Genomic DNA, 13,238 nt, shown 5'->3' on the forward strand with positions numbered 1-13,238 from the left:
TTGTTACCCCCCGTGACCCGCCGCTGCCGCCGCGTTCGCCGCCGTCGGCAGGGCGGCGGCGATCTGTTCCAGAGCGGCGTCGTCGATCGCCGCCGACACGAACCACGACTCGAACGCGCTCGGCGGCAGGTACACGCCGGCGGCGAGCATCGCGTGGAAGAACGCCTTGAACGCCGGCACCTGCTGGGTGCGGGCGCTGTCGTAGTCGACCACGTCGGCGTCGGTGAAGAAGATCGAGAACATGCTGCCCGCGTACGACAGCCGGTGCGGCACCCCGGCGGCGCCGAGCGCGTCCGAGGCGAGCTTGCCCACGACGGCGGCCGTCTCGTCGAGGCGGCGGTACAGCGCGTCGTCGGCCAGCCGCAGGGTGGCCAGGCCGGCGGCGCAGGCGAGCGGGTTACCGGAGAGCGTGCCGGCCTGGTAGACCGGGCCGGCCGGGGCGAGCCGGGCCATGATCTCGGCGCGCCCGCCGAAAGCGGCGGCCGGAAGCCCACCGCCCATGACCTTGCCGTACGTCCACAGGTCGGCGTCGGAGGCGTCGAGGCCGTGCCAGCCGGCGCGGGAGACCCGGAACCCGGTCATCACCTCGTCCACCACGAGCAGCGCGCCGTGCGCGTGCGCGATCCGGGCGAGCTGCTGGTTGAAGCCGTCACGCGGGGCGACCACGCCCATGTTGCCGGCGGCGGCCTCGGTGATCACCGCGGCGATGTGCTGGCCCTCGGCGGCGAAGGCCTCCTCGACCGCCCTGATGTCGTTGTAGGGCAGCACGATGGTCTCGCTGGCCGCCGCGCCGGTGACGCCGGGCGAGTCGGGCAGGCCCAGGGTGGCCACGCCGGACCCGGCGGAGGCGAGCAGCGCGTCGACGTGGCCGTGGTAGCAGCCGGAGAACTTGACGATCTTTGAGCGGCCGGTGAAGCCACGGGCCAGCCGGACCGCCGACATGGTCGCCTCGGTGCCGGAGTTGACCAGCCGGACCTGCTCCACCGGGGTCCGGTCGACGATCTCGGCGGCAAGCTCCACCTCACCGGGGGTGGGGGTGCCGAAGCTGGTGCCCCGGGCGGCGGCGGCCTGCACCGCCTCCACGACCTCGGGGTGGGCGTGCCCGAGGATCAGCGGACCCCACGAGCAGACCAGGTCGACATAGCGGCGGCCGTCGGCGTCATGCAGCCACGGACCCTCCCCGCGAACCATGAAGCGTGGGGTGCCGCCGACCGCCTGGAAGGCACGCACGGGGGAGTTCACCCCGCCCGGCACGATGGCGCGGGCGCGGTCGAACAGGGCCTCGGAGGCCGGCGCGTCGGCCGGGTAGCGGCCAGATCCGGCAGAGAAGGTGTCGGTCACGATGCCGCCATTGTGTCAGCGCCGGGCGGCCAGGCCGCAGCCACCCCGGACCGGGGTTACCCGGCTCACCCGCCTCCGGTGCCCGGCAGCGGCGCCGACGCGCGGCTCACAGCCTCGACAGGCCGGGCCGTCCGGATCGCGCTAGGCTGACCGGGTGGATCGTGCCGAACTGTCCATCACGCTACACCGGACGGGCGACGAAGCAGTGCTGCGCCTGGCTGGTGAGATCGACATGCTCACGGCCGCGCAGCTCTCCACCGTCGTCAACGAGGTGCTGGCCGACCCGCCCCCGCGAATCGTGCTCGACCTGGGCGGTGTCACCTTCTGCGACTCGCAGGGCCTCGGCACGCTGGTCGTCCTCAGCCGCAAGGCCAGCCACGCCCAGAGCCTCCTGATGTTGACCCACGTGGGCGATTTCCTGATCCGCGTCCTCGACATCACGGGCCTCCGCAGCGCCCTGATGATCCGCAACGACCAACCCACGGGCTGACCCGGGCCGGCCAAAGGCCAGGCCCAGGGTCAGGCGGTGTTGCCCCAGCGGGCCTGTTCGAGCAGTCGCACCGCCCGGTCCCGAACCTCCGGCTCGTCGGACCGGAGCAGGGTCGTCGCCTCGTCGACCGCGTCGGTGAGCCGCCGCCACTGCGTGTCGCGCTCCCGGACCAGGTCCGACTGGGCGGCCAACTGCCGCGTCTTCACCCACAGCTCGACGAAGACCGACACCTTGGCCCGCAGCACCCACGGGTCGAACGGCTTGGTCAGGTAGTCCACCGCCCCCACCTGGTAGCCGCGCAGGGCGAGCTGGGCGTCGCGGTCGGCGGCGGTGAGGAAGATGATCGGCACGTGCCGGGTCCGCTCCCGGCGCTTGATGTGGCTGGCCGTCTCGAAGCCGTCCATGTCCGGCATCTGCGCGTCCAGCAGGATCACCGCGAAGTCGTCCACCAACAACTGCTTGAGCGCCGCCTCGCCGCTCTCCACCGCCACGGACTGGACGGGCAGGCCTTGGAGGATCGCCTCCAGGGCCATCAGATTCTCCCGCCGGTCGTCGACGAGCAGCGCCTTGGCCATCTGGGTCACGAGGTCTCCTCAGTCCGGCTGCCGCTGATCCAGGACGACATCAGCTCGATCAGGTCGTCCAGGTCGACCGGCTTGGTGATGTAGTCGCTGCCCCCGGCCGCGAGTGCGGACTCGCGGTCGCCCGGCATCGCCTTCGCGGTCAGGAAGACGATCGGCAGGTCGGCGAACCGGTGGTTGCGGCGAATCTGACGGGTGGTCTCGTACCCGTCCTGGTCCGGCATCATGGCGTCCATCAACACGATGTCCACCTCCGGGTGCTCGGCCAGCAGGCGGACACCGTCCGCTCCGTTGTCCGAGTACAGCACGGTCATCCCGTGCAGCTCCAGCGCGCTGGTCAGGGCGAAGACGTTACGCACGTCGTCGTCCACGATCAGCACCGTGGCCCCGTCCAGCTGACGGGTGGCCGGCGCCTCCGGCCGCTCCGGCAGCAGCTCCAGCGGCGGCATCAGCAGCGACGACGGCAGGCCGGCGCGCTGCGGGGACGGCGACTGGGGCGCGACCACGGCGTCCGGGGCCAGCACCTGCGGCACGAACAGGGTGAAGGTCGAACCCTGCCCGGGTGCCGACGACACGGTGATGGTGCCCCCGATCAACCGAGCCAGGTCACGGCTGATCGACAGGCCCAGGCCGGTGCCGCCGTAGCGGCGGCTGGTGGTCCCGTCCGCCTGCTGGAACGCCTCGAAGATGATCGACAACTTGTCGTCGGAGATGCCGATCCCGGTGTCGATCACGGTGAACGCGATCACCTGCTGGGCGTTGGTCAGCGCCGGCACGTCGAAGACCGCGTTCTCCGCCGCCGGGGCGATCCGCAGCGTCACCGCACCGTTGTCGGTGAACTTCACCGCGTTGGAGAGCAGGTTGCGCAGGATCTGCTGCAACCGCTGCGCGTCGGTGACGAGCGCCGGCGGCAGGTCCTTGCTCACCCGTACCTGGAAGTCCAGGGACTTCTCCTCGGCCTGCGGGGCGAACGCCTGCTCGACGTAGCCGCGGATCTCCGCGAACCGGATCTCGGTCGGCTCGACGTCCATCCGGCCCGCCTCGATCTTGGACAGGTCCAGGATGTCGTCGATCAGCGACAGCAGGTCCGAGCCGGCGCTGTGGATGGTGCGGGCGAACTCGATCTGCTTCGGGTTGAGGTTCTGCTCCGAGTTCTCGGCCAGCAGTCGGGCCAGCAGCAGCAGCGAGTTCAGCGGCGTCCGCAGCTCGTGGCTCATGTTGGCCAGGAACTCCGACTTGTACGCCGAGGCCCGGGTGAGCTGCTGCGCCTTCTCCTCCAGGCCGAGGCGGGCCAGCTCGATCTCCCGGTTCTTCGTCTCGATGTTGCCCTTCTGCTCGGAGAGCAGGGTGGCCTTCTCCTCCAGCTCGGCGTTGGTGCGCTGCAACTCCGCCGACTGCTCCTGGAGCTCGTGCGCCAGCCGCTGCGACTGGGCCAGCAGCTCCTCCGTACGCCGGTTGGCCTGGATGGTGTTGACGGCGACGCCGATGGTGAGCACCAGCCGCTCCAGGAACGACAGGTGCAGCTCGGAGAACGCCGCCACGCTCGCGAACTCGATCACCCCGAGCAGCTCCCCCTCGAACAGCACGGGGAGCACCACCAGGTCCGACGGGGGCGTCTCGGCCAGTCCGGAGCGCAGTGTGAGGCGGCTGTTCGGGGAGGCGCTGACCCGGATCGTCCGGCGCGAGAGCGCCGTCTGCCCGACCAGCCCCTCACCGGGGCCGAAGGTGACGTCGTGGCCGCGGGCCACGTACCCGTAGGAGGAGGTCAACCGCAGCCGCATGCTGCCGTCGGCGTCGTCGGCCAGGAAGAAGGCACCGAGCTGGGCGTCGACCAGCGGGGTCACCTCGGTCATGATCATGCGGCAGACCTCGCCCAGGTCCCGCTGGCCCTGCAACAGGCCGCCGATCCGGGCCAGGTTGGAGTCCAGCCAGCCCTGCTCGGCGTTCTTCTTGGTCGTCTCCCGGAGGGTGACGATCATCTGGTTGATGTTGTCCTTCAGCTCGGCGACCTCACCCTGCGCCTTGACCGCGATCCGCTGGGTCAGGTCGCCGCGGGTCACCGAGGTGGACACCTGCGCGATGGCCCGCAGCTGGGTGGTCAGGGTCGAGGCGAGCTGGTTGACGTTCTCGGTGAGGTCGCGCCAGGTGCCGGAGACACCCTTCACCTGCGCCTGACCGCCGAGCTTGCCCTCGATACCGACCTCGCGGGCCACCCGCGTGACCTCGTCGGCGAACGACGACAACTGGTCGACCATCGTGTTGACCGTCGACTTCAGCTCCAGGATCTCGCCCTGCGCGTCCACCGTGATCTTCTGGCTGAGGTCGCCCTTCGCCACCGCCGTGGTCACCGAGGCGATGTTGCGGACCTGGCTGGTCAGGTTCGACGCCATCGAGTTCACGTTGTCGGTCAGGTCCCGCCACGTGCCGGAGACACCCTTCACCTGCGCCTGACCGCCGAGCTTGCCCTCACTGCCGACCTCGCGGGCCACCCGCGTGACCTCGTCGGCGAACGACGACAACTGGTCGACCATCGTGTTGACCGTCGACTTCAGCTCCAGGATCTCGCCCCGGGCGTCCACCGTGATCTTCTGCGACAGGTCACCCTTCGCCACGGCCGTGGAGACCTGGGCGATGTTCCGCACCTGCGCCGTCAGGTTCGACGCCATCGAGTTGACGTTGTCGGTGAGGTCGCGCCAGGTGCCGGCCACGCCGCGCACCTGGGCCTGACCGCCGAGCTTGCCCTCGGTGCCCACCTCGCGGGCCACCCGCGTGACCTCGTCGGCGAACGACGACAACTGGTCGACCATCGTGTTGACCGTCGACTTCAGCTCCAGGATCTCGCCCCGGGCGTCCACCGTGATCTTCTGGCTGAGGTCACCCTTCGCCACCGCCGTGGTCACCGACGCGATGTTGCGGACCTGGCTGGTCAGGTTCGACGCCATCGAGTTCACGTTGTCGGTCAGGTCCCGCCACGTGCCGGAGACACCCTTCACCTGCGCCTGACCGCCCAGGTTGCCCTCGGTGCCCACCTCGCGGGCCACCCGCGTCACCTCGTCGGCGAACGACGACAACTGGTCGACCATCGTGTTGACGGTGTTCTTCAGCTCCAGGATCTCGCCCTGGGCGTCCACCGTGATCTTCTGGGACAGGTCACCGCGTGCCACCGCCGTGGAGACCTGGGAGATGTTGCGGACCTGACTCGTGAGGTTGCCGGCCAACTGGTTCACGTTCTCGGTGAGGTCACGCCAGGTGCCGGAGACCCCGCGCACCTGGGCCTGGCCGCCCAGCTTGCCCTCGATGCCCACCTCACGGGCGACCCGCGTCACCTCGTCGGCGAACGACGACAACTGGTCGACCATCGTGTTGACGGTGTCCTTCAGCTCCAGGATCTCGCCCTGCGCCGCCACCGTGATCTTCTGCGACAGGTCGCCCCGCGCCACCGCCGTGGAGACCTGGGCGATGTTACGCACCTGGGCGGTCAGGTTCGACGCCATCGAGTTGACGCTGTCGGTCAGGTCCTTCCAGGTGCCGGCCACGTTCGGCACCTCGGCCTGGCCACCCAGCTTGCCCTCGGTGCCCACCTCGCGGGCCACCCGCGTCACCTGCTCGGCGAAGAGTCGCAGCGTGTCGGTGAGGTAGTTGATCGTGTGCGCCAGCTCGGCGACCTCACCCTTGGCCGACACGGTGATCTTCTGTGACAGGTCGCCCTTGGCCACCGCCGTGGACACCTGGGAGATCGACCGCACCTGGTAGGTGAGGTTCGACGCCATGGTGTTCACCGAGTCGGTGAGGTCCTTCCACGTGCCGGCGACGCCCCGGACGTCGGCCTGGCCACCCAGCTTGCCCTCGGTGCCCACCTCGCGGGCCACCCGGGTCACCTCGTTGGAGAACGAGGAGAGCTGGTCGACCATGGTGTTCACGGTGCGCCCGATGCGCAGGTACTCACCGCGCAGCGGCCGGCCGTCGATCTCCAGCGCCATGTGCTGGGACAGATCGCCGTCCGCGACCGCCACGATGACGCGGGCGATCTCGGTGGTCGGCCGGCCCAGGTCGTCGATCAGTGAGTTGATCGCCCGCTGCCCCTCCGCCCAGGAGCCGTCCAGACCCTCGTCGTCGAGCCGCTCGGTGAGCCGGCCGTCACGACCGACGATCCGGCTGATCCGCCGCAGGTCCAGGTACTGCCGCTCCTGGAGCGACACCACCTCGTTGAAGGCGTCCGCGACCTCGCCGCCCTTGCCCGCCCGGCGAGGTAGCCGAACCTTCAGGTCGCCGCGACGGACCCGTCGCAGCGCCTCGGCCAACTCACCGAGGAGCGCCTCGTGGTCGGCCGCGGACGGATCCGCCACCGACTGCTTCGCCGTGGTCATGATTCCTCGCTCAACTCGGGGGCCGCCGGCCCGGTGCGGACACGCCGGCTCCCCATATTGTGCCCGCGCGCGCCGCGGTGCCAGGGTGCGCGACCCGCCGGTTCGCCCCGGACGGCCCACGGATCCTCTCGATGGGGGCCGATCCAACACGGCCGGTCGCAGACCTCGCCGGCGTGCCAGACCCCCTCGTCAGGGGCGGACTGTCGCAGCCGGTCGGAGATCGGCGCGCGGCCCGCCGACACACGCCTCCGCGATCGTCGACCGGCTTGGCACCCGGCGGGGCGACGGTGGAGGATACGGGGGTGTCAGCCGAGGCGGGGCCCGCGACGGCCGGGGCCCGGAACGGGGCGGTCCGGCGTGTCCGCCTGCCCGCTGACCGCCGCACGCCCGCCGCAGCCCGCGCGGTCGTCCGCTCGGTGCTGACCGAGGCGGCCCTCGACGAGCTGGCCAACGAGGCGCTGCTGCTCACCACGGAGCTGACCACCAACGCCATCGAGCACGCCCGCACCGAACTGGACATCGAGGTCGTCGCGGACGAGATCGGCCTGTCCGTGACGGTCTCGGACTTCGCACCCGGCACGGGCGACGAGCTGACCGTCGGCGTCCGCAACGACGCCACCGAGATCAACGAGGTCTCCGAGCGGGGGCGGGGTCTGCTGCTGGTCGACCACTTCGCCAGCCGCTGGGGCACCACGTACCTGCCCACCGGCAAGGGCGTCTGGTTCCGGCTGGACCGGCCCGGCGCCGACCCGTCGGCCGCAGCCGCCGCGAGCGGCGAGTCGACGCCCGCCGCCGCCGGCCCGGGAGCCGCCGTCGACAGCTCCGCGCCGAGCGCCGGCGCGATGAGCGAGCTCATGCAGACCGCCCCCGACATGTACGCGGACGACCCGCTGCCCGACTTCGCCACCGGCCTGCTCAGCCGGGTCGCCGAGATGGTGGGCGCGGCCGGCGGCACGATCCGGCTGGACCGGGGCGACGGGCAGGGTCGCCAGGTGCTGGCCCGCTTCGGCCGGCAACCCCGCGACGACGGCGACCTGCTCCGGGTGCCGCTGACGGTGCACCGCCCGTACGCCGGGGAGCTGGAGCTGGACGCCGCACCGTCGGCGTACGCCCGGCCGCTGGCGGTGCTGACCGCAGAGCGGCTGTCGCTGCACCTGGAGAACGACCGGCTGCGCCGGGCCGACGTCCGCCGGCAGGCGTGGCTGACCTTCCTGGCCGAGGCGAGCGAACTGCTGGCCCAGTCGCTGGACGTCGAGCTGACCATGGCACTGATCCCGCAGCTGGTGGTGCCCCGGCTCGGCCAGTGGTGCGCGGTGCACACCACCGACGAGTGGGGCCGGCTCCGGTTGGCGGCGGCCACCCACGCGGACGAGTCGGTGCTGCCGCAGCTGCACAAGGTGCTGGCGGAGACCGGCCCGGACTCGATCCAGGCCCGGCTGCGGGAGGCGTCCCGCAGCGCGGCACAGATTCCGCTCGGCGGGCCGATGGAGGGGTTCGCGGTCCCGTTGATCGCGCGCGGGCAGCGGCTCGGCACCCTGGCCGTGGGGCGGCACCAGCGGCACCGGCACGACCCGGACGAGGTGTCCGTGCTGGAGGACGTGGCCCGGCGGGCCGCGCTGGCCATCGAGAACGCGCGGATCCACGCCGAGCGCCGCCGGGTGGCGCAGACGCTCCAGCAGTCCCTCCTGCCGCCGGTGCTGCCGCTGTTGGACGGGATCGGCTTCGCCGCCGAGTACGTCCCGACCGGCGACGACGCCGAGGTGGGCGGCGACTTCTACGACGTGGTGCCGCTGCCCGACGGGCGCTGGCTGGTGGTGATCGGGGACGTCTCGGGCAAGGGCGTCCAGGCGGCGGCGGTCACCGGGCTGGTCCGCGACGTCATCCGGGTGCTGGTCGGCGACGGCAAGCCGCTGCCGGAGGCCCTGGCCCGGCTCAACGAGACGCTGGTCGAGCGGGGCGGCGGCCGGTACTGCACGCTCGCCCTGGCGGCGGTCGGGCCGGGCGACGGCAACCGGCTGGACGTCTCGCTGCACCTGGCCGGGCACGACCGGCCGGTGCTGCTGGCCGCGGCGGGCGGCGCCGGGTTCGTCGGCACCGGCGGCACGGCGCTGGGCCTGTTGGACACGATCACCTCGCCGACGGCGGGGATCACGCTCGCTCCGGGCGACTCGCTGATCTTCTACACCGACGGGGTCACCGAGCGGCGGCGCGGCCGGGAGCTGTTCGGCACCGACCGGCTGCGTGACGCCGCGGCGCCCCTGGCGGGATATTCGGCCGACGTGGTCGCGGCCCGGCTGCGCGCCGCCGCGATCAACTTCTCGGTCGAGCCGCCGCGCGACGACATCGCCATCCTGGTGCTCCGCAACGACGCGACCTGAGCGCGGGCGGCACCCGATTCACGGTCGGCTCGGTAGATTGACGGCCATGTCGACTGTCGCACGGGTCGCGCCGTACTCCCGGCCGCTGGTCCGGGTGCTGATCGCCGCGCAGCTCGCGACCGTCGGGGCGTTCCTCACGGTGCTGCTGCTCTACCTGGGCCGGATGGCCGCCGCCGGCGTCGGGCCGGCCGAGATGCTGACCGGCGCGTACGACCCCAAGGAGCTGGTCCCGTTCGGGATGCACGGGGCGAACCCGTTGTTCTGGCTCTACGCCGTGGTGGCGCTGCTCTACCTGGTGGGCGCCGTGCTCGGGCTGCCGTTGGCGGTCGTCGCGGTGGCGCTGGCCGCCCGGGAGCGGGACGCCCTGCCCCGGACGGCCCGGACGCTACTGCTGGCCGGTGCGGCCAGCAGCGTGCTGGTGCTGGTGGCCCGGTTCACCCCGCCGCTGCTCGACATGCATCAGTGGTGGTTGGACTGACCACCGGGCGGTAGCGAGGAACGCGCCCGGTCACAGGCCGCCCGGGAGCCGGCCGGGCGCGAGCCGGTGCTTGGGGTCGAGGTGCTCCTTGGCGGCCCGCAGCTGGGCCAGGCCGCCCAGCTCACCCCACAGGTCGACGGCCTGTCGCACCGGCGCGGGTGCGGAGACCACGACGCAGCGCCCCTGCCGGGCCAGCAGGACCCCTCGGACGGCGGCCAGGATGGACGCCACCCGGTCGGGGGCCAACGCGCCGGGCAGTGCCGCGTGCACCACGCCCAACCCTGCGGAACCGCGCACCGGCACCGGCGCGCCGGCCGCGTCGCGCAACGCGTAGACGGCGGCGTGCAGGTCGCTGATCGGCACCTCCAGGCGCAGCGCCGTGTCGCCGGGTGCGAACGGGTAGCGACGCCACCACGGCGGCGGGGAGTGCGTGACGGTGGCTTCCCCGTGCAGCAGGCCGACCAGGCGCTCGGCGCGTTCCGTGACGTCGGCCGGCCCGCCCTCCAGCAGCACCACGAGACTGCCCGCCCGGGACGGGGCGCTGGCCCGCCCGGACATCGAGGGGTGGCGCTCGCGGGCGGTGGCGGACGGATGGCCGGGCGGGTACGGCGAGCGGGGCCTGGGCGCGCCGGCCGGCAGGTCCAGCTCGATGGCCGCCGGCTCGAGCCGGGCGGCGAGGATCGCCCGGACCAGGTCGTGCACCTCCAGTGGCGTCCACACCGGGCGGGACACCCAGAGCAAGCTGGCCGGCGCTGGCTGCACCCGCAGGCTCGCCGAGACCAGCACACCGAGCGCGCCCTGCGAGCCGCACAGCATTCGCGCCAGGTCCAGCCCCGGCGCTCCGCCGCCGGCGCTGACCAACTCGCCGTCGGCACCCAGGTAGCGCAGACCGAGAAGCTGGTCGCAGGGGCTGCCGTGGCGGTGTCGCAGGGGGCCGGCCTCACCGGCGGCGAGCACCCCGCCCAGCGTCGCCCCAGGCGACGGGGCGTCCATGGCCAGCCGCTGCCCGGTGCGCTCCAGCGTGGACTGCACCGCTCGCAGCGGAGTGCCGGCGCCAACCTCGGCGACCGGCGCGCCGACCGGCTCGTGACCGATGCCGGCCAGCCGGCCGGTGTCGAGCATGATGTCGACCCGCGCGGGCGCGGCACCCCAGTCGATCTTGGTGCCGGCGCCCCGGGGGACCACCGTCAGGTCATGCGCGGCGGCCAGGCGCAGCACCTCGGCCGCGGCGTGTGGCCCGCCCGGCACCGCCACCCAGCGGGCCGGTCGCCCGGCCACCTCGTCGGCCGGCCCGGCGAGCCGGGCGAACGGCGGACCGCAGATCGCCGCCAACCTCCGGGTGATCTCAAGGGCTCCGGACCGGTCGAGGGAACTCGCTGCTGCCGCCATGCCGGCCATCGTACATGTGTTCGAATGCGGTGGTGGCGACTATCGGGATGCCGCTGGTCCGGCGCGCGGAGCGAGCCGGCCGGTAACGTGGCGCCGTGACCACCGAGACTGCCCCGCCCGCGGCGAAGCGGGTGCCCGCCGAGCGCACCCACCACGGCGACACCGTCATCGACGAGTACGCCTGGCTCGCCGCAAAGGACGACCCGGAGACGATCGCCTACCTGACCGCCGAGAACGCCTACACCGAGGAGCGCACGGCGCACCTGGCCGGGTTGCGTGCCGAGCTGTTCGAGGAGACCCGCCGGCGCACCCGGGAGACCGACCTGTCCGTGCCGACCCGCAAGGGCGGGCACTGGTACTACACCCGGACGGTCGAGGGGCAGCAGTACGGGGTGCACTGCCGGCGCGCGGTCCGCGACTCCGAGACCGACCCGCCGCTCAGCGCGGACGGCGCCCCGCTGGACGGCGAGGAGGTGCTGCTCGACGGCAACCTGCTGGCCGAGGGGCACGACTTCTTCTCGCTGGGCGCCTTCGACGTCAGCCCGGACGGGCGCTGGCTGGCCTACTCCACCGACTTCTCCGGCGACGAGCGGTTCACGCTGCGGGTGAAGGACCTGACGACCGGCGAGCTGCTGCCGGACGAGGTGCCCGACACGTTCTACGGCACCGCCTGGTCGGCCGACGCCTCGGCGCTGTTCTACGTGACCGTCGACGACGCCTGGCGGCCCAACCGCGTCTGGCGGCACACCATCGGCTCGGCCGCCGCGGACGACGTGGTGGTCCACCAGGAGGACGACGAGCGGTTCTGGGTCGGCGTGGAGCTGACCCGGTCGGAGAAGTTCATCCTGATCGACATCCACAGCAAGGTCACCAGCGAGGTGCTGGTGATCCCGGCCGGCAACCCGACCGGCGCGCCCGCCGTGATCGCGGCCCGCCGGCAGGGCGTCGAGTACACGGTGGAGCACCACGGCCACCGCTTCCTGATCCTGCACAACGACGGCGCGGAGGACTTCGCGCTGGCGTTCACCTCGGCGGACACGCCGGGCGACTGGGTGCCGCTGATCGAGCACAGCCCCGGCACGCGGCTGGAGGCGGTGGACGCCTTCGCGAACCACCTCGTGGTGTCGCTGCGCACCGACGGGCTCACCGGGCTGCGGGTGCTGCCGATCGGGGGCGGCGACGCGTACGACATCGACTTCCCGGAACCGTTGTACAGCGTCGGCCTGGACGCCAACCCGGAGTACCGCACCGGGCAGCTCCGGTTGCGCTACTCCTCGCTGGTCACGCCCGACTCGGTGTACGACTACGACCTGGTCACCCGGCAGATGGTGCTGCGCAAGCAGAAGCCGGTGCTGCCCGGCCCGGACGGACGGCCGTACGACCCGGCCGAGTACGAGCAGCACCGCGACTGGGCGCTCGCCGACGACGGCACCCGCGTGCCGATCTCGCTGGTCTGCCGGGTCGGTACGCCCCGGGACGGCTCCGCCCCCTGCGAGCTGTACGGCTACGGCTCGTACGAGGCGAGCATGGACCCGTGGTTCTCGGTGGCCCGCCTGTCCCTGCTGGACCGGGGTGTGGTCTTCGCGGTGGCGCACATCCGGGGTGGCGGTGAGCTGGGCCGACGCTGGTACGACCAGGGCAAGATGCTGGCCAAGAAGAACACCTTCACCGACTTCGTCTCCTGCGCCCGGCACCTGGTCAAGGCCGGCTGGACGGCCAGCGACCGGCTGGTGGCCCGGGGCGCCTCGGCGGGCGGCCTGCTGATGGGCGCGGTGGCGAACCTCGCCCCGGACGCGTTCGCCGGCATCGTCGCGCAGGTGCCGTTCGTGGACGCGCTCACCTCGATCCTCGACCCGTCGTTGCCGCTGACCGTCACCGAGTGGGAGGAGTGGGGCAACCCGCTGGAGGACCCGGAGGTGTACGCGTACATGAAGTCCTACACGCCGTACGAGAACGTGGCGCCGGTGGACTACCCGGCGATCCTGGCGGTGACCAGCCTCAACGACACCCGGGTGCTCTACTCGGAGCCGGCGAAGTGGATCGCCCGCCTGCGGGCGGTCTCCCCGGGCGGCGACTACCTGCTGAAGACCGAGATGGGGGCCGGGCACGGCGGCCCGAGCGGCCGCTACGACGCCTGGCGCGAGGAGGCGTTCATCAACGCCTGGATCCTGGACCGCCTCGGCCGCGCCTGAGCTGGTGACCGGGGCGGCGGCG

At 72.4% G+C, this 13,238-nt stretch carries 8 protein-coding genes; 4 read left to right on the plus strand and 4 right to left on the minus strand.

Annotated features, from left to right (window positions below; all coding sequences use genetic code 11):
- Positions 1-3: 3 nt before the first annotated feature.
- Complete coding sequence (hemL, locus tag M8C17_RS10730) at positions 4-1,341, minus strand: glutamate-1-semialdehyde 2,1-aminomutase (protein WP_252416250.1); 1,338 nt, start codon at positions 1,339-1,341, stop codon at positions 4-6.
- 154 nt (positions 1,342-1,495) lie between these two features.
- Here hemL and M8C17_RS10735 point away from each other — a divergent pair, with 154 nt between their 5' ends.
- A complete protein-coding gene (locus M8C17_RS10735; RefSeq protein WP_007454492.1) occupies positions 1,496-1,831 on the plus strand; it encodes an STAS domain-containing protein in 336 nt (111 codons plus the stop codon).
- Positions 1,832-1,860: 29 nt separating this feature from the next.
- Here the strand turns inward: M8C17_RS10735 and M8C17_RS10740 are convergent, their stop codons facing one another.
- Together M8C17_RS10740 and M8C17_RS10745 are read right to left on the minus strand one after the other, a co-directional pair.
- Positions 1,861-2,415: a two-component system response regulator gene (locus tag M8C17_RS10740; RefSeq protein WP_252416251.1), complete on the minus strand. Its 555-nt coding sequence runs from the start codon at positions 2,413-2,415 to the stop codon at positions 1,861-1,863.
- The gene (locus M8C17_RS10745) at positions 2,412-6,779 is read right to left on the minus strand and encodes a HAMP domain-containing protein (RefSeq protein WP_252416252.1); all 4,368 of its coding nucleotides are present in this window, start codon (positions 6,777-6,779) and stop codon (positions 2,412-2,414) included. Before M8C17_RS10745 ends, M8C17_RS10740 begins: the two co-directional genes overlap by 4 nt.
- 302 nt (positions 6,780-7,081) lie before the next feature.
- On the opposite strand from M8C17_RS10745, the gene M8C17_RS10750 reads away from it, so the two are divergent.
- Positions 7,082-9,157 (plus strand): SpoIIE family protein phosphatase, encoded by a 2,076-nt coding sequence (locus tag M8C17_RS10750; RefSeq protein ID WP_252416253.1) that lies wholly within the window; start codon positions 7,082-7,084, stop codon positions 9,155-9,157.
- Between the two features lie 46 nt (positions 9,158-9,203).
- On the plus strand, positions 9,204-9,635 hold the full coding sequence (locus tag M8C17_RS10755; RefSeq protein ID WP_252416254.1) for a hypothetical protein: 432 nt from the start codon (positions 9,204-9,206) through the stop codon (positions 9,633-9,635).
- 30 nt (positions 9,636-9,665) lie between these two features.
- Here M8C17_RS10755 and M8C17_RS10760 read toward each other — a convergent pair whose 3' ends face one another.
- The gene (locus tag M8C17_RS10760; protein WP_252416255.1) at positions 9,666-11,024 is read right to left on the minus strand and encodes an FAD-binding oxidoreductase; all 1,359 of its coding nucleotides are present in this window, start codon (positions 11,022-11,024) and stop codon (positions 9,666-9,668) included.
- Between the two features lie 95 nt (positions 11,025-11,119).
- Here M8C17_RS10760 and M8C17_RS10765 point away from each other — a divergent pair, with 95 nt between their 5' ends.
- Complete coding sequence (locus M8C17_RS10765) at positions 11,120-13,216, plus strand: S9 family peptidase (protein WP_252416256.1); 2,097 nt, start codon at positions 11,120-11,122, stop codon at positions 13,214-13,216.
- Positions 13,217-13,238: the final 22 nt, after the last annotated feature.

The organism is Micromonospora sp. RHAY321, assembly GCF_023896955.1.
In the GTDB taxonomy this organism is placed as follows: Bacteria; Actinomycetota; Actinomycetes; order Mycobacteriales; family Micromonosporaceae; genus Micromonospora.

What these genes read in the sequence shown, in the direction of transcription:
- M8C17_RS10745 (WP_252416252.1), bottom strand. Translation starts at nt 6,779, where the DNA reads ATGACCACGGCGAAGCAGTCGGTGGCGGATCCGTCCGCGGCCGACCAC.
- M8C17_RS10755 (WP_252416254.1), top strand. Translation starts at nt 9,204, where the DNA reads ATGTCGACTGTCGCACGGGTCGCGCCGTACTCCCGGCCGCTGGTCCGG.
- M8C17_RS10760 (WP_252416255.1), bottom strand. Translation starts at nt 11,024, where the DNA reads ATGGCGGCAGCAGCGAGTTCCCTCGACCGGTCCGGAGCCCTTGAGATC.